General features: G+C 56.5%; 24 protein-coding genes. 1 reads left to right on the top strand and 23 read right to left on the bottom strand.

The features are described from left to right. Positions 1 to 18 precede the first annotated feature (18 nt). Together N7D90_RS04565 and N7D90_RS04560 are read right to left on the bottom strand one after the other, a co-directional pair. On the bottom strand, positions 19 to 543 hold the full coding sequence (locus N7D90_RS04565; protein ID WP_261741070.1) for a fimbrial protein: 525 nt from the start codon (positions 541 to 543) through the stop codon (positions 19 to 21). Positions 544 to 605: 62 nt separating this feature from the next. Next, complete coding sequence (locus N7D90_RS04560) at positions 606 to 1,367, bottom strand: hypothetical protein (protein WP_261741069.1); 762 nt, start codon at positions 1,365 to 1,367, stop codon at positions 606 to 608. Positions 1,368 to 1,946: 579 nt separating this feature from the next. Here N7D90_RS04560 and leuA point away from each other — a divergent pair. Further along, positions 1,947 to 3,626: a 2-isopropylmalate synthase gene (gene leuA, locus N7D90_RS04555; protein ID WP_261741068.1), complete on the top strand. Its 1,680-nt coding sequence runs from the start codon at positions 1,947 to 1,949 to the stop codon at positions 3,624 to 3,626. Positions 3,627 to 3,861: 235 nt separating this feature from the next. Here leuA and N7D90_RS04550 read toward each other — a convergent pair whose 3' ends face one another. From N7D90_RS04550 to trmJ, 21 genes are all read right to left on the bottom strand, one after another. Then, on the bottom strand, positions 3,862 to 4,653 hold the full coding sequence (locus N7D90_RS04550; RefSeq protein WP_261741067.1) for an amidohydrolase: 792 nt from the start codon (positions 4,651 to 4,653) through the stop codon (positions 3,862 to 3,864). Continuing rightward, positions 4,641 to 5,789 carry a pyridoxal phosphate-dependent aminotransferase gene (locus tag N7D90_RS04545; RefSeq protein WP_261741066.1) on the bottom strand — a complete coding sequence of 383 codons (1,149 nt, stop codon included), beginning with the start codon at positions 5,787 to 5,789 and terminating at the stop codon, positions 4,641 to 4,643. Before N7D90_RS04545 ends, N7D90_RS04550 begins: the two co-directional genes overlap by 13 nt. Before the next feature lie 123 nt (positions 5,790 to 5,912). Next, positions 5,913 to 7,382 (bottom strand): ribosome biogenesis GTPase Der, encoded by a 1,470-nt coding sequence (gene der, locus N7D90_RS04540; protein ID WP_261741065.1) that lies wholly within the window; start codon positions 7,380 to 7,382, stop codon positions 5,913 to 5,915. Between the two features lie 136 nt (positions 7,383 to 7,518). Then, complete coding sequence (bamB, locus tag N7D90_RS04535) at positions 7,519 to 8,670, bottom strand: outer membrane protein assembly factor BamB (RefSeq protein ID WP_261741064.1); 1,152 nt, start codon at positions 8,668 to 8,670, stop codon at positions 7,519 to 7,521. Beyond that, complete coding sequence (locus N7D90_RS04530) at positions 8,663 to 9,304, bottom strand: YfgM family protein (protein WP_261741063.1); 642 nt, start codon at positions 9,302 to 9,304, stop codon at positions 8,663 to 8,665. Before N7D90_RS04530 ends, bamB begins: the two co-directional genes overlap by 8 nt. 40 nt (positions 9,305 to 9,344) lie before the next feature. Further along, positions 9,345 to 10,634, bottom strand: coding sequence for a histidine--tRNA ligase (gene hisS / locus N7D90_RS04525; RefSeq protein ID WP_261741062.1), 1,290 nt, complete (start codon positions 10,632 to 10,634; stop codon positions 9,345 to 9,347). A gap of 22 nt (positions 10,635 to 10,656) precedes the next feature. Further along, positions 10,657 to 11,766 carry a flavodoxin-dependent (E)-4-hydroxy-3-methylbut-2-enyl-diphosphate synthase gene (gene ispG, locus N7D90_RS04520; RefSeq protein WP_048359105.1) on the bottom strand — a complete coding sequence of 370 codons (1,110 nt, stop codon included), beginning with the start codon at positions 11,764 to 11,766 and terminating at the stop codon, positions 10,657 to 10,659. 3 nt (positions 11,767 to 11,769) lie between these two features. Next, on the bottom strand, positions 11,770 to 12,747 hold the full coding sequence (locus tag N7D90_RS04515; protein ID WP_261741061.1) for a helix-turn-helix domain-containing protein: 978 nt from the start codon (positions 12,745 to 12,747) through the stop codon (positions 11,770 to 11,772). Continuing rightward, the gene (gene pilW / locus N7D90_RS04510; protein WP_261741060.1) at positions 12,747 to 13,505 is read right to left on the bottom strand and encodes a type IV pilus biogenesis/stability protein PilW; all 759 of its coding nucleotides are present in this window, start codon (positions 13,503 to 13,505) and stop codon (positions 12,747 to 12,749) included. Before pilW ends, N7D90_RS04515 begins: the two co-directional genes overlap by 1 nt. A 12-nt stretch (positions 13,506 to 13,517) precedes the next feature. After that, on the bottom strand, positions 13,518 to 14,666 hold the full coding sequence (gene rlmN, locus N7D90_RS04505) for a 23S rRNA (adenine(2503)-C(2))-methyltransferase RlmN (RefSeq protein ID WP_261741059.1): 1,149 nt from the start codon (positions 14,664 to 14,666) through the stop codon (positions 13,518 to 13,520). 28 nt (positions 14,667 to 14,694) lie between these two features. Then, complete coding sequence (ndk, locus tag N7D90_RS04500; RefSeq protein ID WP_003443361.1) at positions 14,695 to 15,120, bottom strand: nucleoside-diphosphate kinase; 426 nt, start codon at positions 15,118 to 15,120, stop codon at positions 14,695 to 14,697. Between the two features lie 94 nt (positions 15,121 to 15,214). Then, a complete protein-coding gene (gene iscX / locus N7D90_RS04495) occupies positions 15,215 to 15,415 on the bottom strand; it encodes a Fe-S cluster assembly protein IscX (protein WP_016779607.1) in 201 nt (66 codons plus the stop codon). Between the two features lie 59 nt (positions 15,416 to 15,474). Continuing rightward, complete coding sequence (gene fdx / locus N7D90_RS04490; RefSeq protein ID WP_003443365.1) at positions 15,475 to 15,816, bottom strand: ISC system 2Fe-2S type ferredoxin; 342 nt, start codon at positions 15,814 to 15,816, stop codon at positions 15,475 to 15,477. A 3-nt stretch (positions 15,817 to 15,819) separates the two neighbouring features. After that, a complete protein-coding gene (gene hscA, locus N7D90_RS04485; protein ID WP_261741058.1) occupies positions 15,820 to 17,682 on the bottom strand; it encodes a Fe-S protein assembly chaperone HscA in 1,863 nt (620 codons plus the stop codon). Positions 17,683 to 17,732: 50 nt separating this feature from the next. Continuing rightward, the gene (gene hscB, locus N7D90_RS04480) at positions 17,733 to 18,254 is read right to left on the bottom strand and encodes a co-chaperone HscB (RefSeq protein ID WP_261742377.1); all 522 of its coding nucleotides are present in this window, start codon (positions 18,252 to 18,254) and stop codon (positions 17,733 to 17,735) included. 8 nt (positions 18,255 to 18,262) lie between these two features. Then, complete coding sequence (iscA, locus tag N7D90_RS04475; RefSeq protein WP_048359112.1) at positions 18,263 to 18,586, bottom strand: iron-sulfur cluster assembly protein IscA; 324 nt, start codon at positions 18,584 to 18,586, stop codon at positions 18,263 to 18,265. Positions 18,587 to 18,652: 66 nt separating this feature from the next. After that, on the bottom strand, positions 18,653 to 19,039 hold the full coding sequence (gene iscU, locus N7D90_RS04470; protein WP_261741057.1) for a Fe-S cluster assembly scaffold IscU: 387 nt from the start codon (positions 19,037 to 19,039) through the stop codon (positions 18,653 to 18,655). A gap of 95 nt (positions 19,040 to 19,134) precedes the next feature. Further along, a complete protein-coding gene (locus N7D90_RS04465) occupies positions 19,135 to 20,349 on the bottom strand; it encodes an IscS subfamily cysteine desulfurase (protein ID WP_261741056.1) in 1,215 nt (404 codons plus the stop codon). Between the two features lie 49 nt (positions 20,350 to 20,398). Then, positions 20,399 to 20,890, bottom strand: a complete 492-nt coding sequence (gene iscR, locus N7D90_RS04460) for a Fe-S cluster assembly transcriptional regulator IscR (protein WP_261741055.1) — start codon at positions 20,888 to 20,890, stop codon at positions 20,399 to 20,401. 278 nt (positions 20,891 to 21,168) lie between these two features. Further along, complete coding sequence (gene cysE, locus N7D90_RS04455; protein WP_261741054.1) at positions 21,169 to 21,945, bottom strand: serine O-acetyltransferase; 777 nt, start codon at positions 21,943 to 21,945, stop codon at positions 21,169 to 21,171. 2 nt (positions 21,946 to 21,947) lie between these two features. Next, positions 21,948 to 22,718 (bottom strand): tRNA (cytosine(32)/uridine(32)-2'-O)-methyltransferase TrmJ, encoded by a 771-nt coding sequence (trmJ, locus tag N7D90_RS04450; protein WP_261741053.1) that lies wholly within the window; start codon positions 22,716 to 22,718, stop codon positions 21,948 to 21,950. Between the last annotated feature and the right edge of the window lie 71 nt (positions 22,719 to 22,789).

The following is a 22,789-nucleotide window of genomic DNA, read 5'->3' as shown; positions in this document are numbered from 1 at the left end:
GGTCATACTAAAGACGGTTTAAGGTGTGACCGGGGCAACGGCATCGAAGGTCATATTGACGATGGCACTGTATTCACCCGGAGCATAATCCCGGCCTATATCGGCTGCGGCAATGGTCAGGTCAACACGTTTACCGGCAGCGGCTTCAGTGGCGTTGATAAATTCCTGGCTTGTAGCAGTAAGCTCCTTGTTATTGATATGAACGTAGAGCGGAACCACATCAGTGCCACTCGACAGATAAGGTCCGCCGGCATCGGTCAGACGCGCGGCAATCGCACCTGAACTGTTTTTGACATCAAAAGCCTTGCGCAGAGTGCTCAACTGGCCATATCCCGTGCCCATATTGGGCGTCCACTCCATACGTTGCGGCACACTAATCCAGCCGGTTTCTGCGGGCACGACATAGAAGTTGTCCGATGGAATACTGGCGATCAATTGAATTTGTACATCGACTGGATCAGCAGCCGATACGTGAGTGGCGCCCAGAGTGGCAAGCAAAGCGAGGGCCAACGGACTAACAGTAGCCATAAAAGTACGGTGCATGTTTTACATCCTTTTTCAGGTTTATCGTCAGGGGTGATACATCATTTATGTGCAATTCAAATTCAAACGCGAGTAAATGAAACCGTGCGCTTGGCCGTCCCCTCTTGAAGGACAAAGCTATGGACCTTATTGTGCTCTTTGGTGAAGGTATAAGTTGTACCGGGCAATACGTAGTGCTGAATAATATTCGAGCATTCGTTGGCTTTATCGGCATGGCAACTTTTAACGAAGTCCAGCGCTACAACACTATTGCCTGCGTTATGAACGCTGTACGTATCCTTGTCATCTTTAAGCCGGGTATCGAACGTGACCTTGTCCGGTCTGACAAACAGCAGCGTGCCGAACCCGGTCAACAGGGTTACTTGCGCTGCCAAGTCTTTCTTGTAGGCCTGCTGATCATCCGGACTCTGGTCAAAACTGTCGGCACTGGACGGCAACACGGGAATAAAGCGAACCCGGTAATACCGCTCGTGGTCCCGACGGCCCATAAACAACAGACGCGTCGACTGCATGCCATCAGCAGGAATAATCATCCGTGCCGGGCTGGCCAGCAATGTGTCCTGCTCAGCCAACGGCGCAGTTGAGAGCGCTTTTGGCGGCTGCTCGACAGGCTGGCCCTGAGCGTCATAGATGATTTCCTGCACCACTACCTTGACGAATGCAGTGCTGGTCCCGGAGTTATAAATACGTTTCAGGACGGCGCTTTTACCATCCTCCAAAAAGCCGAACATCGGCCCCGGATTGATGGCTGGCGAAGCGATTGCCGAGGCACTCAAGCCCCAAACACAACCCATCAACAGAAAGAGATAGCTGTAAATACGCATCGTAATACCTGGCGGCTGATAACAGGTCCCTACAGAGCGTGTGACACTGCTGTGGAAGCGGAATCAAGTATTACGAGGATTGGACTGATGAAGTGAAAACCCTCATCAGTGATCATGCCTTAGCACCGTAAAACAAGGCTTTTCACAGGTTTTCACGATTGATGACGGAGCCTGTCACAGCTTTGAGGCACCAAAATTCCTGACCGTCAGCACGCACCCTCCCAGGGTTCAACCGGCACCGACTGATATTGCCTGCGGCAAACAGCACCCGATGTATGCCCGACACTTTTGCTGCGCAATAAATTATGCAACCTGAAGAAAATATCGCGATAAAAATCCAAATATTCGCCATATTCGAGCAGTTATCTCAATGTTATTTGCCTACTTGCCATCCTTCTCACCAATGGTTAGGGTTGAGGTCATGAACACATCTCATACCCTCATTCTGCTTCGCCAACATCGCAGCCTTTGCTTGGTCAGTGCACGACTGCAAAGCTAATTGCGGTGCCTCGCCTTCTGCTTTGTATTTTTCCGGCTGGCCGCATCTGATTAGTCGGCCCGCACATAAAGGATTGCCTGATGACCATGCTCAAAAACCCATCTTCCAAATACCGCGCCTTCCCGGTCATTGATTTGCCTGACCGTACCTGGCCTTCGAAAACCATCACCAGCGCGCCAATCTGGTGCAGCTCCGATTTGCGCGACGGCAACCAGTCGCTGATCGAGCCGATGGATGCGGTGAAGAAACTGCGTTTCTGGAAGACACTGGTCAGCGTTGGCGTTAAAGAAATCGAGGCGTCGTTCCCGGCTGCGTCCCAGACCGACTTCGACTTCGTGCGCACTCTGATCGAAGACGGCCATATCCCTGATGACACCACCATCCAGGTGCTGACCCAGGGCCGTGAAGACTTGATCGCGCGCACCTTCGAGTCGTTGCGCGGGGCGAAAAAAGCCATCGTTCACTTGTACAACGCCACCTGCCCTGCCTTCCGCCGCATCGTGTTCAATCAGGACAAGGACGGCATCAAGGAAATCGCGGTCAGCGCCGCCAAGCTGTTCGTCAAATACGCCGCTCAGCAGCCTGAAACCCACTGGACCTTTGAGTACTCGCCAGAGACGTTCAGCGCCACCGAACTGGAGTTCGCCAAGGAAGTGTGTGACGCGGTGATCGAGGTGTGGAACCCGACGCCAGAGCACAAGATGATCCTCAACTTGCCTGCAACCGTTGAGTGCGCGACCCCGAACATCTACGCCGACCAGATCGAGTGGTTCGGTCGCCATATCAATCGCCGTGACAGCGTATTGATCAGCCTGCACACCCACAACGACCGTGGTACTGGTGTTGCTGCTACCGAACTGGGCCTGATGGCCGGTGCCGATCGCGTTGAAGGCTGCCTGTTCGGCAACGGTGAGCGCACCGGTAACGTCGATCTGGTGACTGTGGCCTTGAACATGTACACCCAGGGCCTGGACCCGCAACTGGACTTCTCGGACATCGACGGCGTGCGCAAAGTCGTCGAAGAGTGCAACCAGATCCCGGTTCACCCACGTCACCCGTATGTCGGCGACCTGGTCCACACCGCGTTCTCCGGCTCGCACCAGGACGCTATCCGCAAGGGCTTCACCCAGCAAAAACCGGATGCCTTGTGGGAAGTGCCGTACTTGCCAATCGACCCGGCTGATATTGGCCGCAGCTACGAAGCCGTGATTCGGGTTAATAGCCAATCGGGCAAAGGCGGGATTGCTTACCTCCTGGAGCAGGAATACGGCATCAACTTGCCGCGCCGGATGCAGATCGAGTTCAGCCAGGTGGTGCAGCGTGAAACCGACCGTCTGGGTCTGGAAATGACCGCTCAGCAGATTCACAACTTGCTGCGCACTGAGTATTTGCAGGCCAACACGCCGTACGCGCTGGTCAGCCACCGCTTGCAGGAAGAGAACGGCCACAGTGCTGTCGAGGTTGAAGTGTCGGCCAAGGGCGATGGCGAAACCAACCTGCGCTGGAGCGGCAAGGGCAACGGCGCGCTGGAAGCGCTGGTAGCCGGCCTGCCGGTTAATGCCGAAATAATGGACTACAACGAGCACGCGATTGGCGCTGGCACCAACGCCAAGGCCGCGGCCTACATTGAACTGCGAGTCGATGGCGGACGTGCAGTACATGGCGTGGGCATTGATGAAAACATCACCACAGCAAGCTTCAAAGCCCTGTTCAGCGCCCTGAACCGTTCGCTGAGTGAAGTTGAAGCGAAAGCTGCGTAAGCATCGCCAGAAACACAAAAGCCCCCAAGGCGAGAGCCTTGGGGGCTTTTTATTGGCCTGAATACACAACGCCTTTTAGCAGCTGCCGAAGGAGCGAGGCTGCGTTCGGGCGCGAAGCGCGCCGTAAATCCTGAGCTCCCTGTTTACCTGGCACACCGCAGTGTCCGATCTTACGACGGCTTCGCCGCCGAACGCAGCCTCGTTCCTTCGGCAGCTGCTACGGAGCGTTCAACAGTCAGCGCAGCTCGAAATCATCTGCATCCAGGTACGCGGGGAAGCGCTCGCGATAAGCCCCCAACTCGGCTGCATTCAGGCTCATGGTGAAAACACCATCCGCCTCCCCTGCACTGAGCAACGACTCGCCCTGGAAGTCGAAGATGTGACTGTCCCCCGTGTAAACCATCCCTTTACCGTCGGTGCCCACCCGATTCACTGCCGCGACATAACACAGGTTTTCAATGGCCCGTGCAGGCAATAAACGGTTCCAGTGCAATCGACGCGCACCTGGCCAACTGGCGGTGTACAGCAACACGTCGGTGTCATGCGGGTCGCAGCTCCACGCCGGAAAACGCAGGTCATAGCAAATCAGCGGGCGAATCCGCCAGCCTTTGACTTCGAACTGAACCTGACGCTCACCCGGGGTGAAGTGCTCATGCTCACCCGCCATTCGAAACAGGTGCCGTTTGTCGTAGTGCAGCACTTCGCCATCGGGGCGCGCCCACAGCAACCGATTGCGATGACTGCCATCCGCAGCCTGCACAATCACGCTGCCCGTCACCACGGCATTCAACCTTTTAGCCTGCTTGCGCAGCCAGTCAGTGCTCGGGCCGTTTTCAGGTTCAGCCAGAGTCTTGGACTCCATGCTAAACCCGGTGGTAAACATTTCCGGCAGCACCACCAGATCGGCGCCCCGAGCCTGCTCAAGCAGCTCGTCGAAATGCTCGAAGTTAGCCTGGCGGTCATGCCATGCCAGCGTGGTTTGCACCAGCGCCACAGCTAGATCGGGTAAACCACTTAGATCACGCATAGTTTTTCTGCTGCTTCACGCAGCGTCTCCTCGCGTTTTGCAAAACATAGACGAACCAGCCGCTGCCCTGCGGGCGGGGTCTGGTAGAACACCGACACCGGAATAGTCGCCACGCCGTGTTCGCGGGTCAGCCATACAGCCATGTCGACATCGTTCAGGTCCGGACGAATTCGGGAGTAATCCACCAACTGGAAATAAGTCCCTGCCACCGGTTTGAAGGTAAAACGCGATGGGCTTAACAAATCACAAAACAGGTCTCGCTTGGCCTGGTAAAACCCGGGCAACTCTTCAACGTGTTCAGGGTGAGCGGCCATAAAGTCCGCCAACGCATACTGCAAAGGTGTCACACCACAGAAACTGACGTACTGGTGAACCTTGCGCAACTCGGCGGTCAGGGCAGGCGGTGCGACGACGTAACCGGTTTTCCAGCCTGTCACGTGGTAGGTCTTGCCGAATGAGCTGACAACGAAAGCTCGATGGTACAACTCAGGATGGGACAAAACACTGACGTGGGGCACGCCATCGAACACCAGATGCTCATACACCTCGTCGCTGACGAGGTAGATGTCGCGGTCGGCAATCAGCTTGGCCAACTGATCCAGCTCGGCACGATTGATCAGGGCTCCACTTGGATTGTGCGGACTATTGAGAATGATCATGCGCGTGCGCGGGCTCAGCGCATCTTCCAGTTTCTGCCAGTCAATCGAGAAGTCATCCAACCCCAGTTGCACATGCACGCAACGACCGCCAGCCAGTTCAACCGAGGGCTCGTAGCTGTCGTAGCACGGATCAAAGACGATCACTTCATCGCCGGCATTAATCACGGCCTGGATCGCGCAGAAAATAGCCTGGGTTGCGCCGGGGGTGATCGTCACCTCGGTGTCGGCATCCACCTGAACCCCGTAACTGCGGGCGATTTTTGCCGCCACCTGTTGACGCAATGCAGGCAGGCCGGTCATGGGCGAGTATTGATTGTGGCCATTGGCAATATGCTGGCCGACTGCATCACGCAATGCCTGCGGGCCGTCAAAATCGGGGAACCCCTGAGACAGGTTGAGTGCACCGGTTTCTGTGGCGAGCTGCGACATGCGTGTGAAAATAGTTGTGCCGACGTTTGGCAACTTGCTGGTGATCATGGCCGTTCCCTGTTGAGTTCCCGGCACTGACTGCGGCACAGGACCCACCGAGAATAGCCCAAACATCAGACACGAAAAAGGGCCCTTTCGGACCCTTTCTCATTACGCTTTAAGCTTGCGCTATTAGCGTTTGTCTTTGCGGTTTTTCTCGGCTTTCTTGTGGTGCGACATCATGCGGCGCTTCTTGTTGACCTGACGGTCGGTAAGCGAGTTCTTGTTGCCTTCGTACGGGTTCTCGCCACCTTTGAACTCGATGCGGATCGGCGTACCGACCAGCTTCAAGACACGACGGTAGGTGTTTTCGAGATAACGGACATAAGACTTCGGAACCTTCTCAACCTGGTTACCGTGGATCACGATAATCGGCGGGTTAGCACCACCCAAGTGGGCATAACGCAGCTTGATTCGACGGCTATTGACCATCGGCGGCGCGTGCTCGCCAACCGCGTCTTCCAGAATCTGGGTCAAACGGTTGGTCGGCCAGCGGGTAACCGCGGACTTGAAGGAATTCTGCACCGATTGGTACAGGTTACCCACGCCAGTGCCATGCAGGGCCGAGATAAAGTGAATGTCAGCGAAGTCGACGAAGAACAGGCGACGAGTCAGCTCGACCTTGACGAAATCACGTTCGCTCGGGGTCATGCCGTCCCACTTGTTGATCGCGATGACCAGAGCACGACCGGCCTCCAGTGCAAAGCCCAACAGGTTGAGGTCGTGGTCGACCACGCCTTCACGGGCGTCCATCACAAAGATCACCACGTTGGCGTCTTTGATCGCTTGCAGGGTTTTGACCACGGAGAATTTTTCAACTTCTTCGTGGATCTTGCCGCGCTTGCGCACACCGGCGGTGTCGATCAGCGTGTACTTCTCGTCGTTACGCTCGAACGGGATGTAGATGCTGTCGCGCGTGGTGCCTGGCTCGTCATAAACAATAACCCGATCTTCACCGAGCATGCGGTTGACCAGGGTCGACTTGCCGACGTTAGGACGACCGATGATGGCGATCTTGATGCCGTCTTTTTCGCTGGGACCGGGAATGCGCTTGGCTTCCTGACCTTCAAGAACGACTTCGGCTTCGCCTTCTTCTTCCTCTTCCGGATCTTTAGGGAAGTCGCTCAGGGCGATTTCCAGCATCTGGGTGATACCACGGCCATGAGCACCCGCGATCGGGATCGCATGGCCCATGCCCAACGGTGCAAATTCTGCACGCGCCAATTCCGGGTCGATGTTGTCGACCTTGTTGGCAACCACGTAGGAACGCTTGTTACGCTTGCGAAGGTGTTCGCCGATCATCTGGTCAGCGGCGGTGAAGCCTGCTTTTGCATCTACCAGGAACAGAACGACGTCAGCTTCTTCGATAGCCAGCAGCGACTGCTCGGCCATCTTTTCGTCCATACCATGCTCGTCACCGGAGATACCGCCGGTGTCGACCAGAATGTAGGAACGCCCTTGCCACTTGGCCTCACCGTATTGGCGATCACGGGTCAGACCGGACAAGTCGCCAACGATGGCGTCACGAGTCCTGGTCAGGCGGTTGAACAAGGTGGACTTGCCGACGTTTGGTCGGCCCACCAGGGCGATTACGGGAACCATGCGGCTCTCCACTTCGTTATTTCAGAAAATACAAAAGCCGCTGCAAGGCAGCGGCCAGAGTTCGGAACAGCACAAATGTGCCGCAAACCTTGCCAGAGCAAGGCTGCCTGAGACTGAAGCCTCAAGCATAGACGCCTTAGCGAATGGTCAGGGCTTCCAGTTTGCCGCTGTTACCAAACACGTAAATCATGTCACCGACCACCAGCGGACGTGCCCGAAGGCCGTCACTGTCAACGCGGGTACGGCCCACGAAACGACCATCGACCTGGCTTAACAGGTGCAGATAGCCTTCCATGTCACCGACCGCCACGTAGCTGGAGAAGACTTCCGGTGCCGACAATTGACGGCGAGCCAGAGCATCATTGCTCCACAGTGAGGTGGTCGAACGCTCGTCAACGCCTTCTACGGTGCCCGACGCCAGGCTGATGTAGACGCTGCCAAAACCTTGGGCGACACCGGCATAGCTGGAAGCATCGCGTTGCCAAAGCACACGACCCGATTCCATTTCCAGTGCCGCCATGCGGCCCTGGTAGCTGGCGACGTACAGTGTACCGCCAGACATCAGCAGGCCACCGTCAATATCGACAATGCGTTCAAGCTCGGAGCGACCTTGCGGGATAGCAACACGTTGCTCCCACACAGGCACACCGTTGCGCGTATCAAGGGCAACCACTTTACCAGTCGACAGACCGGCAATTGCCAGGTGATTGGTCACCAGTGGTGCGCCAGTACCGCGCAAGGTCAGCACACCTGGCGTGCTGTCATACGTCCAGCGTTGATTACCGGTGTCAGCATCCAGACCGATCAGGCGATCGTCCTGAGTCTGTACCACAACGATATCGCCGTTGGTCGCAGGCGGTGCAAGCACCTCGCTGTTAACGCGAGAGCGCCATTTTTCTTCGCCAGTGCTGGCGTCCAGGGCAATCACGTCACCTTGCAAGGTGCCGAGCATGACCAGACCATAGCCCAGGCCTACAGCGCCGGAAACAGGCAGCTCGAGGTCTTTTTTCCACTCGACGTCGCCGTTCATACGGTCCAGGGACATCACTACACCCGTTACGTCAGCGGCGTAGATGTTGTTACCTTCAACAGCCGGAACCAGCATGTTGTAGGTTTTGCCCTGGCCGTCACCGATCGAACGACTCCATTGCTTTTGCAGCACGACTTCTTCTTTGAAGTCGGTCAGCTCAGCCGGTGGCAGTTCTTTTTTGCTGTTGCTGCTGCAACCCGCGGCCAAAATGACCAGAGCCAGCAGTGCCGCATGTTTCCAACGCATCACGTCACGCATCCCCTTTGACCAGGTCATCGAGCTTGATTTGCAAACCGCCTACTGCAGCCTCATCCGACAATCCAGCCTTGGCTTTTTCGTAGGCTGCGCGTGCGTCGTCGGTGCGACCCTGCTGTACCAGCAAGTCGCCCTTGAGCTCTTCACGGCTGGCCAGGAATGCCTTGTCCGAATCACCTTCAAGCAACTTAAGGGCATCATCAACCTTGCCCTGCGCCGCCAGAACCTGAGCCAGACGCTGACGCGCCACTTCACCCAGGGTGGCATTGGCAGGTTTGTCGACAATGGCTTTCAGCTCAGTTGCCGCGTCATCCAGCTTGCCGTTGTCCACTGCGACCTTGGCCACAAACAGACCGCCAAATTGCGCGTAGGCCGAACCGGCGTACTCGTTTTTCAGCTTGTTGGCCAAGTCAGCCACACGGGCCACATCGGGCTGACCGTCAGGCGTGAGCGTGGTTTCAAGCAATTGTTGGTAGAGAATCGACGCACCCTGCGACTGATTACTCTGATATTTGTGCCAAGCCTGCCAGCCGAACACCACCACCAGCGCCAGCAAGCCGCCAGTGACCAGGGGTTTGCCGTTGCGCTGCCACCAGTCTTTCAACTCGCCCAGCTGATCATCTTCGTTACTCGACACCCCAACACTCCTTTTTCGCTAAATCGGCTGTTTTACAGCTTCAACCCTGCACGATGCAGGTGGCCAAGTGCTCAGCAAGAGCATCCCAGGCAATCGTTTGTTGTTCGCCCTGGCCACGCAGGGGTTTGACACCTACCACTTGCTGGGCCAATTCGTCGTCACCCAGGATCAGCGCGTACAGCGCGCCGCTCTTGTCAGCCTTTTTGAACTGGCTTTTGAAGCTGCCTGCACCGGCATTGATCTGCAAGCGCAGGTTCGGGAGCTGATCGCGAACACGTTCGCTCAAAGCCAAGGCTGCCAGTTCGGCGGCCTCACCGAAAGCGCACAGGTAAACATCAACCTGACGCGCGATTTCTTCCGGGATTTGCTCAAGGGTTTCAAGCATCAGGATCAAACGCTCGATGCCCATGGCAAAGCCAACGCCCGAAGTGGGCTTGCCGCCCATTTGCTCGACCAGACCGTCATAACGACCGCCAGCACACACGGTGCCCTGAGCGCCCAGTTTGTCGGTGACCCATTCAAATACGGTTTTGCTGTAGTAATCCAGGCCACGAACCAGTTTTGGATTGATCGTGTATGGAATGCCAGCGGTATCGAGGCGCGCCTTTAGGCCCTCGAAGTGCACGCGGGACTCTTCGTCGAGGTAATCCACCATCTTCGGTGCATCGACCAAAACCGCCTGGGTATCGGCATTTTTGGTGTCGAGGACGCGCAAGGGGTTGGATTTCAAGCGACGCTGGCTGTCTTCGTCAAGCTCGCCCAGACGCGAGGACAAGTATTCGACCAGTGCCGCACGGTAGCGTGCACGCGCTTCGCTGGTGCCAAGGCTGTTGAGTTCGAGCTTGACCGCATCACGGATGCCCAGCTCGCCCCACAGGCGCCAGGTCAGCACGATCAGCTCGGCATCGATGTCCGGACCATCAAGGTTGAACACCTCGACCCCGATCTGGTGGAACTGGCGATAACGGCCTTTTTGCGGACGCTCGTGGCGGAACATCGGGCCGATGTACCACAATTTTTGCACCTGACCGCCGCCCGTGAGGCCGTGTTCAAGTACAGCACGCACGCACGCCGCAGTCCCTTCAGGGCGCAAGGTCAGCGAATCGCCGTTGCGGTCTTCGAAGGTGTACATCTCTTTTTCGACGATGTCGGTCACTTCACCGATCGAGCGTTTGAACAGCTCGGTGAATTCGACGATCGGCATACGGATTTGCTTGTAACCGTAGTTATCCAGCAAACGCGAAACCTTGCTTTCAAGATAGCGCCACAGAGGCGTCTGCTCCGGCAGGGTGTCGTTCATGCCACGAATGGCTTGCAAAGACTTGCTCACAATAAATCCTTTATTCGTCTGGTTAGCCGCGCGCGATAACTGCTGCGTCAGCTTCGACCTTTTCGGCCGCCTTCTGCCGGATCAGCTTTTCGAGATGATCCACCAGGTTTTCATTCGTCAGTTTGTGCGACGGCTTGCCGTCGATGTAAATCAGGTTAGGTGTACCACCGGTCAGCCCCACATGGGCTTCCTTGGCTTCGCCTGGGCCGTTGACCACACAACCGATCACCGCGACATCCAACGGCACCAGCAGGTCTTCAAGCCGCACTTCGAGTTCATTCATGGTTTTCACCACGTCGAAGTTCTGCCGCGAGCAACTTGGGCACGCGATAAAGTTGATGCCGCGCGAGCGCAGGTGCAGGGACTTGAGGATGTCGTAACCGACTTTTACTTCCTCTACCGGGTCTGCAGCCAAGGAAATGCGAATGGTATCGCCAATCCCGTCGGCGAGCAGCATACCTAGGCCCACGGCAGATTTCACTGTGCCTGAGCGCAAACCACCTGCTTCGGTAATTCCCAAGTGCAGTGGCTGGACGATTTCCTTGGCCAGCAAACGGTAGGCTTCAACGGCCATAAACACGTCGGAAGCCTTTACGCTGACCTTGAAGTCCTTGAAGTTAAGGCGCTCAAGGTGTTCAACGTGACGCAGCGCCGACTCGACCAGAGCGGCAGGCGTAGGTTCGCCATATTTCTTTTGCAGGTCTTTTTCGAGCGAACCGGCGTTGACGCCAATGCGGATCGGGATCCCACGATCGCGGGCCGCATCAACCACCGCACGCACACGGTCTTCACGACCGATGTTGCCCGGATTGATTCGCAGGCAATCCACACCCAATTCCGCTACGCGCAGAGCGATCCGGTAATCGAAGTGGATGTCGGCAACCAATGGCACCTTGACCAGTTGCTTGATTCGGCCAAAAGCTTCAGCCGCGTCCATATCCGGTACGGAAATCCGCACGATATCGACACCTGCTGCTTCCAGACGATTGATTTGAGCAACGGTTGCAGCGACATCATTGGTGTCACTGTTGGTCATGCTCTGTACAGCGATAGGGGCGTCGCCACCTACGGGTACATTGCCGACCCAGATTTTGCGCGATTCGCGACGTTTGATTGGAGATTCGCCGTGCATGACTTATTGACCCAATTTCAGACGAGCAGTCTCGCCACTGGTGAAAGGAGCTATATCCACAGACTGACCGTTGTAGCTTACCTGCGCACCGCGGGCGTAACCCAGACGCAGAGTCAGTGGAGACTTGCCGCTCACTTCTAGATTTTCGCCTTTGCGTTTCAGGCCACCGAACAGCACTTTGCCCGTGGCGTCGGTAACCTGGGTCCAGCAGTCAGCGGTGTATTGCACACTGACCTTGCCTGCACCGGCGGCCGGCGCTGCAGCAGGCGTTGCCGGGGCAACAGCAGGTGCTACCGGTGCCGCAACAGCTGGCGCTGGCGCAGGTTGAATCAGCGGGGTGGCGGCTGGCGTCAGAGGCGCCGCTGCCGGAGCGGATGGCAGTGCCAGCGCAGTTGTTGCAGATTGCTCAGGAGCACCTTCAGTTGCAACAGGCGCTTGCCCTTCAACTGCGGCCTCGGCCACAGCCTGATCTTCAGGCTCATCAATCGGGTGGATCCGGGTTGTACCGTCAGCCCCTTCAACTTCAACGTGTTCCGGGGCCAGGCCAACCAGGTCCTTGGCGCGCATGGACGTTTGATCCTGCCACCAGATAAAACCGCCACCGATCACGGCGATCAGCAACAACAGGCTGACGATGCGCAAAATGGTATGGGATACCCGCACCGGCTCTTCTATACGGCCCAGGCTGTGCACATTGCTGCCATTGGCATCTGTGCCGGTGTAAAGGTCAAATTCACGTACCAGGCTGGCCTGGTCCATGCCCAGCAATTTTGCATAAGCACGGATGTAGCCGCGAGCAAAGGTATGCCCCGGCAGCTTGTCGAACGCTCCGGTCTCAAGGTTGCTCAAGGAGCTGGCCGTGAGATTGAGTTTCAAGGCGACTTCAGCCAACGTCCATCCATTGTTTTCACGGGCCTGACGCAGAGTCTCACCGGGATTGACACGAGTCGCTGCTAGAACTTCGGGGTGCGCCGCTTTCATCATTGCTCCGACAGGTATTGCTGATATTCCGGCGTGCCGGGATAGAGTCGTTTTAGTTGCTGGCCAAAGTTGGCAGTTGGGGTGCGGTCGTCGAAAACACTCGCCAGTCGCGCACCGAGCAATAGACTACGTGCATTTTGCCCGCTAAGCAGGCTAAAACGATCGTAAAAGTCACGTGCAGATACATATTGTCTGTCTTGATATGACATCTCAGCCATTTCGAGCAGCGCGCGCGGTTGCCTCGGGTTCAGGCGCAGAGCTTTTTCGAGCTGCTGACGACCTGTCTCACGTTGCCCCAATTGAAGCGACGTCATACCCAGGTTCTCGTAGATTCGGGAACGCTCCGGGTAAAGGTTGTCTGCCGCCGCTTTTTGAAACTGGACCCGGGCGTCCTGATAGCGCTGCTGCGCAAACAGAAAGCTGCCGTAATTATTGAGGATGCGAGCATCGCCAGGGCGACCGTTCAACGCAGTACGGAATGCCTGCTCGGCCAGCTCAAACTCCATTTCGGACTGAAACACCAAGGCCAGCGCAGCGTTGGTGTCCGGGTCAGCCTTGTCGAGTTCAAGGGCTTTGCGCAATGGGATTTTGGCCTGTTCGGTCATCCCTTGCTGCAGATAACCCAACCCCAGCTGAACATAAGCCTCACGCGCTTCGCTACGTCCCTTGTCGCCGGTCATCGAGCTTGAATCGCCCGATGACACGCAGCCAGCCAACAAGCTGACCAAAACGACGGGGAGCGCGGCGCGCAAGATCATGGATGTCCTCTCTCAGGGTGCAGAGGCAGCGCTTTGCGCTGATTCGGCATCGGCGCTGAGCTCACGCGCCGCAATAAGGCGCGAACTGCGACGGGTGCGGTCATTGACCTGGCCGACCAGTTGCCCGCACGCCGCGTCGATATCTTCACCACGGGTGGTGCGAACGGTCACGTTATACCCGGCTTGCTGCAACAGCTCCTGGAAACGGCGAATGGCGTTGTTGCTTGGACGCTCATAGCCAGAATGCGGGAACGGGTTAAACGGGATCAGGTTGATCTTGCACGGAGTGTCCTTGAGCAACTCGATCATTTCGCGAGCGTGATCGACATGGTCGTTCACGTCCTTGAGCATGGTGTACTCAACGGTCAAAACACGCTTTTCGCCAAGGGTCGACATATAGCGACGGCAAGACTCGAGCAGCATCTGGAGCGGGTACTTCTTGTTGATCGGCACCAACTGACTGCGCAATTCGTCATTGGGTGCATGCAGCGACAACGCCAAAGAGACGTCGATGTGCTTGGCCAGCTCATCGATCATCGGCACCACGCCCGAGGTAGACAGGGTCACCCGGCGCTTGGAGATGCCATAGCCCAGGTCATCCATCATCAGATGCATGGCGGCAATAACGTTGTCGAAGTTCAGCAGCGGCTCACCCATACCCATCATCACCACGTTGGTGATGGCACGGTCGATGGTTGCCGGGACGCTACCAAAGGATTTGTTGGCAATCCACACCTGGCCAATAACTTCGGCGGCGGTGAGGTTGCTATTGAAGCCTTGCTTGCCGGTGGAGCAGAAACTGCAGTCCAGGGCACAGCCAGCCTGGGACGAAACGCACAAAGTGCCACGCTTGCCCGAGGGAATATAAACGGTCTCGACGCAGCTGCCGGACTCTACGCGGACCACCCACTTACGGGTGCCATCGGTAGAAATATCCTCGCTGACGACTTCAGGTCCACGAACCTCAGCAATAGCCTTGAGCTTGTCGCGCAAGGCCTTGCTGACGTTAGTCATGGCGTCGAAATCATCGACGCCAAAGTGGTGAATCCACTTCATGACCTGACCGGCACGGAAACGCTTCTCCCCGATTGAGTCGAAGAATTTCTCCATTTCCGGTTGAGTCAAACCCAACAGGTTGGTTTTGCCAGTCGTTGCAATCATGTCTTCACCCTCACTCACAAGCTAATACTTAGCGAGTGGTTACTTCAGTAGCTGCGAAAAAGTACGAGATTTCACGAGCAGCAGCTGCTTCAGAATCGGAACCGTGAACAGCGTTAGCGTCGATGGATTCAGCGAAGTCAGCACGGATAGTGCCAGCAGCTGCTTCTTTAGGGTTGGTAGCGCCCATCAGCTCACGGTTCAGAGCGATAGCGTTTTCGCCTTCCAGAACCTGAACAACAACTGGACCGGAGATCATGAAAGCAACCAGGTCGCCGAAGAAGCCACGAGCGCTGTGCTCAGCGTAGAAGCCTTCAGCTTCTGCTTTGGACAGTTGCTTCAGTTTGGAAGCTACAACCTTCAGGCCGGCTTTTTCAAAACGAGTGGTGATCTCGCCGATAACGTTTTTTGCAACAGCGTCAGGCTTGATGATGGAGAAAGTGCGTTGAACAGCCATGGTGTAACTCCAGAAACAGTGATTTAAGCGAAAAATTAAACCCGCGAATTATACGCGGGTTCTTGGGTATTTCATAATTACGTCGATTACAAGCTTAGTCGGCTTCTTCGATCCACAAACCCTGAATGGCTTCGAGAACCTTCTCTCCGCCGCGATCAGGGATATCGTCGAACTCAGGCAGTGCCATGACCAGATTGCGTAGCGTGACGAAATTCACCGAGAGCGGATCGACATCCGGGTGAGCTTCAGCCAGTTGTATGGCGATTTCCTGCACATCAACCCATTTAAGGCTCATGACAATTCCTTATAAGCAAATTCTGAGGCCACTCAAAACCTAGTAGCCGTTCAGCGTTATCAGTGCGGCGCTTCGGCAGCATGGTTGAGCGAGTACTTTGGAATCTCGACGGTAATGTCTTCAGTCCCGACGCGAGCCTGACAGCTCAGGCGCGAAGTCGCTTCCAGACCCCATGCCCGATCAAGATAGTCCTCTTCCAGCTCGTCAGCTTCGTTCAGCGAGTCAAAACCCTCGCGAATCACGCAGTGACACGTGGTGCAGGCGCAAACGCCACCGCAGGCACTTTCGATTTCGATGTGATTGTCGTGGGCCACTTCGAGAATGGTCTTGCCGGTCTCAGCCTCTACAACCATACCGTCCGGGCAATGCTCGGCGTGTGGCAGAAAAATGATCTGCGGCATCAGTTATTCCTCGATTTCATTCAGGTTGCGACCCGCAAGGGCGGCCTTGACGGTCAAGTCCATGCGACGGGCAGCAAAGGCATCAGTCACTTGCGACAGACGCTTGGTCTGCTGCTCGATGGCATAACCATCGGTGCCTTTCAACAATTCGGACAATTCCTGCATTTGCAGCTCAATGACCATGCGCTCTTCAGCGTCCAGCAAGCGTTCACCATCGACCTCAAGAGCCGCTTGCACGGCCTCGATAAGCCGCTGGGCATCCACCTGCTGCTCACGCAATACGCGGGCGACCTTGTCGTCACTGGCGTACTGGAACGAATCCTTGAGCATTTTGGCAATTTCGCCGTCGGTCAGACCGTAGGACGGCTTGACCTGGATATTGGCTTCAACGCCTGAACCCAGCTCGCGAGCCGACACACTCAGCAGGCCATCGGCATCCACCTGGAAGGTCACGCGAATTTTCGCGGCACCGGCCACCATCGGCGGGATACCGCGTAATTCAAAGCGTGCAAGGGAACGGCAATCACTGATCAGTTCGCGCTCACCTTGCAACACATGAATCATCATGGCCGTCTGGCCGTCTTTATAGGTGGTGAAGTCCTGAGCGCGAGCCACCGGAATCGTGGTGTTGCGCGGAATGACCTTTTCCATCAGCCCGCCCATGGTCTCAAGACCCAGCGACAACGGAATAACGTCAAGCAGCAGCAGTTCGCCACCATCACGCTTGTTGCCCGCCAAGGTATCGGCCTGGATCGCCGCGCCAATGGCGACCACTTGATCCGGGTCGATATCGGTCAGCGGCTGACGGCCGAACATCTGGGCTACAGCTTCGCGCACCCGAGGTACTCGGGTAGACCCACCAACCATCACCACTGCCTGGACTTCTTCCAACTCAACGTTGGAATCGCGCACAGCACGACGGCAAGCCTTGAGGCTGCGCGCAATCATTGGCTCGATAAGGGCATCAAAGGCTTCACGGGTCAGCTCTGCATGCCAGTCGCCAAAGGCAACCGATACAGAAGACGAGTTCGTCAGAGCTTCTTTGGCCGCACAGGCAATTTGCAGCAGCTCGCGCTGAGTGCCCGGATCAAGATCAGCGGACAAGCCCGCCTGCTCGACAATCCAGCTGGCAATCGCATGGTCAAAGTCATCGCCACCCAACGCGGTATCGCCGCCGGTCGCCAGGACTTCAAACACACCACCGGTCAAACGCAGGATTGAGATATCGAACGTACCACCACCCAGGTCATAGATAGCGACCACGCCTTCGGCGTGCTGATCCAGACCATAGGCCACGGCAGCAGCCGTTGGCTCATTAAGCAGACGCAACACATTGAGCCCGGCAAGCCGAGCAGCATCCTTGGTAGCCTGACGCTGGGCATCATCGAAATAAGCCGGAACGGTAATCACCGCACCCACCAATTCGCCGCCCAAGGTCTTCTCGGCACGCTCGCGCAACACCTTCAGAATATCGGCCGACACCTCTACCGGGCTTTTAGGACCCTGCACGGTGTCAATAAACGGCATATGCGACTCACCGCCAACAAAGCGGTAAGGCAACTGCTCGCCCAATTGCTTGACGTCGGACAGACCACGACCCATCAAACGCTTGACCGACAACACGGTATTGAAAGGATCACTGGAAGCCGCCAGACGAGCAGACTCACCCACCTCGATGCGATCGGCGTGATAACGCACCGCAGACGGCAAAATGACCTTGCCTTCAGCATCAGCCAGAGGCTCGGAAAGACCGCTGCGCAATGCAGCAACCAGCGAATTGGTAGTGCCCAAGTCGATCCCCACAGCCAGACGTCGCTGGTGCGGTTGAGGACTTTGGCCGGGTTCGGCGATCTGCAGTAGGGCCATCGTAATCAGGGCTTATCTGTAATCAGGCGTGCAACCAGGGCAGCACGGGGTTAATCGTCGAGGCGCTCTTCTAACTGGCGCACTTCGTAAGTGAGCTTGTCGAGGAACTGCATGCGCCGCATCAGGCGTTCGGCCTGTTCACGTTGCGCAGCATCATCCCAGCAAGCAGCGAAGCTGTCGTTCAATTGATCCTGAGCGACTTTAAGCCGACGCTTGAAGGCTGCAATACCTGCCATATCGGCGCTGTCCTGCAAATCTTCAAGTTCTTCGCGCCATTGCATCTGCTGCATCAGAAACTCGGGATCATGCACCGTCACTTCCAGCGGCATCTCACGCCCATTCATCGCAAGCAGGTAACGCGCGCGCTTGGGTGGGCTCTTGAGCGTCTGGTAGGCCTCATTGAGGTTGGCGGATTGCTCTAGCGCCAGCCGCTGCTCACGCTCGGAAGCATCAGCAAACCGGTCTGGATGAACACCACGCGCCAACTCACGGTAGCGCGTAGCCAACTGCTCGAGATCGAGCGAAAAGCCCGGCTGCAGTTCAAATAATGCGAAATGACAAGGAGTACCCACGAGTAGCCTCAGATATTGAAGCTTTCGCCGCAGCCACATTCACCGCGCACGTTGGGGTTGTTGAACTTGAAACCTTCGTTCAACCCTTCCTTGGCGAAATCGAGCTCGGTCCCGTCCAGATAGGTCAGGCTTTTAGGATCGATGATCACTTTTTCGCCATGACTTTCAAAGACTTGATCGTCGCTGCCAACCTCGTCAACAAACTCAAGCACATAGGCAAGACCGGAACAGCCCGTGGTGCGAACACCCAGACGAATCCCCTCACCTTTGCCGCGCCCATCAAGGGAACGACGAATATGCCGAGCCGCCGCTTCTGTCATGCTGATAGCCATCAGGACTCCTTACATATCGCCAGTATCTTCACCACGCTCATGCCGTTACCGGCACGGGGTCGAAGATCAGATCAAACCTTTCTTCTGCTTGTAATCGCGAACAGCCGCCTTGATGGCGTCTTCAGCGAGTACCGAGCAGTGAATTTTTACCGGTGGCAGAGCCAGTTCTTCGGCCAGCTGAGTGTTCTTGATGGTCTCTGCTTCATCCAGAGTCTTGCCTTTCATCCACTCGGTAGCCAGGGAGCTGGAAGCAATTGCCGAACCGCAACCATAGGTCTTGAACTTGGCATCTTCAATGATGCCCTGATCGTTGACCTTGATCTGCAAACGCATCACGTCGCCGCACGCCGGAGCGCCGACCATGCCGGTACCGACATCCGGGTCTTCCGCGTCCATCTTGCCGACGTTGCGCGGGTTCTCGTAGTGGTCAATGACCTTTTCGCTGTAAGCCATGGTACTAATCCTCACTCATCAGAGAGTCGCTCTCGAGACGCTGTAAAAGCTGCTGTTCGCTACGCTACAGCGTCTACTTACGGCGACTTAAATTGTTAGTGCGCCGCCCATTCGATTTTCGAGATGTCGATGCCGTCTTTGTACATGTCCCACAGCGGCGACAGAGCGCGCAACTTGGTGACAGCCTCGCAAACCTTCTGCGCGGCGTAATCGATTTCTTCTTCGGTAGTGAAGCGGCCGAACGTGAAACGAATCGAGCTGTGAGCCAATTCGTCATTGCGGCCCAGGGCACGCAACACGTAGGACGGTTCCAGAGAGGCCGAGGTGCAAGCCGAACCGGACGACACTGCCAAATCCTTGAGCGCCATGATCAGCGACTCGCCTTCAACGTAGTTGAAGCTCAGGTTCAGGTTGTGCGGAACGCGGGCAGTCATGCTGCCGTTAACGTACAGCTCTTCAAGATGTTCAACCTGCTTGAAGAAACGATCGCTCAACGCTTTGATACGGATATTTTCCGCCGCCATCTCTTCTTTGGCAATCTGGAACGCTTCGCCCATACCCACGATCTGGTGGGTGGCCAAGGTGCCCGAACGCATGCCGCGCTCGTGACCGCCGCCGTGCATGGTGGCTTCGATACGCACGCGAGGCTTGCGGCTTACGTACAACGCGCCGATGCCTTTAGGGCCGTAGGTCTTGTGAGCCGAGAACGACATCATGTCGACCTTCAGCTTGGCCAGGTCGATCTCAACCTTGCCAGTGGACTGTGCCGCATCAACATGGAACAACACGCCGCGCGAGCGAGTCAGCTCACCAATGGCAGCGATGTCGTTGATGGTGCCGATTTCGTTGTTCACATGCATGATCGAAACCAGAATGGTGTCGTCGCGCATGGCGGCCTCAACCATGGCTGGCGTTACCAGACCGTCGGTGCCCGGCTCGATGTAAGTCACTTCAAAGCCTTCGCGCTCCAGCTGACGCATGGTGTCGAGGACGGCCTTGTGTTCAATCTTGTCGGTGATCAGGTGCTTGCCCTTGGTGGCATAGAAATGCGCAGCACCCTTGATTGCCAGGTTGTTGGCCTCGGTAGCACCGGAGGTCCAGACAATTTCACGCGGGTCGGCATTAACCAGATCTGCAACCTGACGGCGACCATTCTCAACCGCTTCTTCAGCCTTCCAGCCAAACACGTGGGAACGCGAAGCCGGGTTACCGAAGTTCCCGTCAACCAACAGGCAATCGCTCATTTTTTGAGCAACACGCGGATCAACCGGGGTAGTGGCTGAGTAATCGAGGTAAATTGGCAATTTCATGGACTATCTCCTAAATCAGGCTGGCTGGCGCACCGTCGTTTTTATGCAATCAATCGACGGCGGACGCTTCGATCTTATCCAGGTGCGGCGCCTTGCCATTACAGCGGCGCAGATCCTGACGCTGGGCTACCTCTTGTACCTCACGGCGAGTGACAAGGTCAGCCAAGCTGATACCGCTGAGAAAATCGTGTATTTGCGAGCTGAGGTCGCACCACAAGTGGTGGGTCAGGCAAGTGTCGCCGGCATGGCAGTCGCCAAGGCCCTGGCAACGCGTTGCGTCGACCGACTCGTTCACGGCATCAATAACCTGAGCCACCTGGATGCCCTGCATGTCGCGCGACAGCTGATAGCCGCCACCCGGGCCACGCACACTGGAAACCAGGCTGCTGCGGCGCAATTTGGCAAACAGTTGCTCAAGGTAGGAAAGAGAGATGCCTTGGCGCTCGGAAATATCGGCCAGGGACACCGGCCCGTGCTGTGCGTGCAACGCCAAATCGAGCATTGCAGTTACGGCGTAACGGCCTTTTGTAGTCAGTCTCATGGACAGGTACCACGGAATTCGGAATGGAGACGAGTATGCTATTCCCGACTATTTAAGTCAACTATTAGACCTAGTACTTTAGTCGGGATTACCCGCAAAAGAGCGCGCGTATTGTAGCAGGGTCTGCGGCGTAATGGCACATGGAGCCACGCCAAACACTCGTCAAACCCTGTAGCCACTGCCGGAGGCTGCGACAAAGGCCACAGGACTTTCCTTCGACCTCAAAAGCACGACCGCTTCGCGCTCGATCGCAGCCTGCGGCAGCGGCTACAGCAGCTTCACACCGCCTTGCTTTCGTCCTTGTCCTTGACGCAGGCGAAGTCTTCTTCGCGCAGCTCAGGCAGATCTTTCGCACAGTAAGGGCTACCCAGATCCTTGAGCGCACCGCACATCCCATCAAGCTTGCCGTCGACCGCCTGCAAGTGATCCAGCAACTGACCAATGGCACGCGCCACCGGATCCGGCATGTCCTCACCGACGCCATAGGCATCAAAACCGATTTTCTCGGCCATCGCCTTGCGCTTGGCCTCGACCTCATCATCGCTTTTGACAATGATCCGCCCCGGAATGCCCACCACAGTCGCACCCGCCGGAACCGCCTTGGTCACCACCGCATTGGAACCAACCTTGGCCCCGGCACCCACCGTGAACGGCCCCAAGACCTTGGCGCCCGCCCCGACCACAACGCCATCTCCCAGCGTCGGGTGGCGCTTGCCCTTGTTCCAGCTTGTGCCGCCCAGCGTCACACCCTGATAGAGGGTTACGTCATCACCGATCTCGGCGGTCTCGCCGATCACAATACCCATACCGTGATCGATAAAGAATCGACGCCCCACCTTGGCCCCCGGATGAATTTCGATCCCGGTCAGCCAGCGTCCGAAGTTCGACACCAGACGTGCCAGCCACTTCCAGCCGGCCTGCCACAGCAGCCTCGACAAGCGGTGAATCCAGATCGCATGCATCCCCGGATAGCACGTCAACACCTCGAAAGCGTTGCGCGCTGCAGGATCACGATGAAACACACTTTGGATATCTTCACGCAGACGCTCGAACATCTTTAATCCTTGCGCTTGAGCAGCTCGCCACGGGCTGCTTTTTGGGTTTCGGTGAGAATGCCACGCAAAATGTTCATTTCTGCCCGACTAACGGAGCTACGCCCGTACAGTCGACGCAAGCGCGCCATCAGGTGACGCGGCTTTTCCGGATCAAGGAACTCAATAGCTACCAGCGTTTGCTCCAGATGCTCGTAAAAGCGCTCCAGCTCATCCATGGTTGCCAACTCGCCACTTTTAGTGGACGCCACCTCATCCTTCTCGACCTTGCTCGGCTGCCCCTGAGCCGCCAGCCAAGACATGCGGATTTCGTAGCTCAAGACTTGCACGGCCGCACCCAGATTCAGCGAGCTGAACTCAGGATCCGACGGGATATGCACATGAAAGTGACAGCGCTGCAACTCGTCATTGGTCAGGCCGGAGTCTTCACGACCAAACACCAACGCAATTTCAGCACCTTGCGCCGCCTCCTCAACCACTTTTTGCCCGCACTCGCGAGGATCCAGCAGTGGCCAAGGGATACGACGATCTCGAGCACTGGTGCCCAGCACCAGATTACAACCAACCAGGGCATCTTCGAGGGTCGCAACGACTTGTGCATTCTCAAGAATGTCACCCGCCCCCGACGCCCGCGCATCAGCCTCATGGTGCGGAAACACTCTTGGCTCCACCAGCACCAGCCGCGTCAATCCCATGTTTTTCATGGCACGCGCAGCACCGCCGATGTTCCCGGGATGGCTGGTATTGACCAGAACGACACGAATATTAGGCAGCAAAGGAAGCGCTCACAGACCAGCAAAAGGGTGCAAATCTTACCTAAGCAAAACGCCATAAGCTACGAAAGCTA

The sequence above is a fragment of the Pseudomonas fragi genome, from assembly GCF_025426255.1.
Lineage (GTDB): Bacteria > Pseudomonadota > Gammaproteobacteria > Pseudomonadales > Pseudomonadaceae > Aquipseudomonas > Aquipseudomonas kulmbachensis.
This window is presented reverse-complemented; position numbering and strand designations above follow the sequence as displayed.

What these genes read in the sequence shown, in the direction of transcription:
- iscA (WP_048359112.1), bottom strand. Translation starts at nt 18,586, where the DNA reads ATGGCTATCAGCATGACAGAAGCGGCGGCTCGGCATATTCGTCGTTCC.
- N7D90_RS04465 (WP_261741056.1), bottom strand. Translation starts at nt 20,349, where the DNA reads ATGAAATTGCCAATTTACCTCGATTACTCAGCCACTACCCCGGTTGAT.
- fdx (WP_003443365.1), bottom strand. Translation starts at nt 15,816, where the DNA reads ATGCCGCAGATCATTTTTCTGCCACACGCCGAGCATTGCCCGGACGGT.
- N7D90_RS04545 (WP_261741066.1), bottom strand. Translation starts at nt 5,789, where the DNA reads ATGATCACCAGCAAGTTGCCAAACGTCGGCACAACTATTTTCACACGC.
- iscU (WP_261741057.1), bottom strand. Translation starts at nt 19,039, where the DNA reads ATGGCTTACAGCGAAAAGGTCATTGACCACTACGAGAACCCGCGCAAC.
- ndk (WP_003443361.1), bottom strand. Translation starts at nt 15,120, where the DNA reads ATGGCTGTTCAACGCACTTTCTCCATCATCAAGCCTGACGCTGTTGCA.
- N7D90_RS04515 (WP_261741061.1), bottom strand. Translation starts at nt 12,747, where the DNA reads ATGAAAGCGGCGCACCCCGAAGTTCTAGCAGCGACTCGTGTCAATCCC.
- der (WP_261741065.1), bottom strand. Translation starts at nt 7,382, where the DNA reads ATGGTTCCCGTAATCGCCCTGGTGGGCCGACCAAACGTCGGCAAGTCC.
- rlmN (WP_261741059.1), bottom strand. Translation starts at nt 14,666, where the DNA reads ATGATTGCAACGACTGGCAAAACCAACCTGTTGGGTTTGACTCAACCG.
- N7D90_RS04565 (WP_261741070.1), bottom strand. Translation starts at nt 543, where the DNA reads ATGCACCGTACTTTTATGGCTACTGTTAGTCCGTTGGCCCTCGCTTTG.
- ispG (WP_048359105.1), bottom strand. Translation starts at nt 11,766, where the DNA reads ATGCACGGCGAATCTCCAATCAAACGTCGCGAATCGCGCAAAATCTGG.
- N7D90_RS04550 (WP_261741067.1), bottom strand. Translation starts at nt 4,653, where the DNA reads ATGCGTGATCTAAGTGGTTTACCCGATCTAGCTGTGGCGCTGGTGCAA.
- hscA (WP_261741058.1), bottom strand. Translation starts at nt 17,682, where the DNA reads ATGGCCCTACTGCAGATCGCCGAACCCGGCCAAAGTCCTCAACCGCAC.
- iscX (WP_016779607.1), bottom strand. Translation starts at nt 15,415, where the DNA reads ATGAGCCTTAAATGGGTTGATGTGCAGGAAATCGCCATACAACTGGCT.
- bamB (WP_261741064.1), bottom strand. Translation starts at nt 8,670, where the DNA reads ATGCGTGACGTGATGCGTTGGAAACATGCGGCACTGCTGGCTCTGGTC.
- pilW (WP_261741060.1), bottom strand. Translation starts at nt 13,505, where the DNA reads ATGATCTTGCGCGCCGCGCTCCCCGTCGTTTTGGTCAGCTTGTTGGCT.
- cysE (WP_261741054.1), bottom strand. Translation starts at nt 21,945, where the DNA reads ATGTTCGAGCGTCTGCGTGAAGATATCCAAAGTGTGTTTCATCGTGAT.
- iscR (WP_261741055.1), bottom strand. Translation starts at nt 20,890, where the DNA reads ATGAGACTGACTACAAAAGGCCGTTACGCCGTAACTGCAATGCTCGAT.
- N7D90_RS04560 (WP_261741069.1), bottom strand. Translation starts at nt 1,367, where the DNA reads ATGCGTATTTACAGCTATCTCTTTCTGTTGATGGGTTGTGTTTGGGGC.
- leuA (WP_261741068.1), top strand. Translation starts at nt 1,947, where the DNA reads ATGACCATGCTCAAAAACCCATCTTCCAAATACCGCGCCTTCCCGGTC.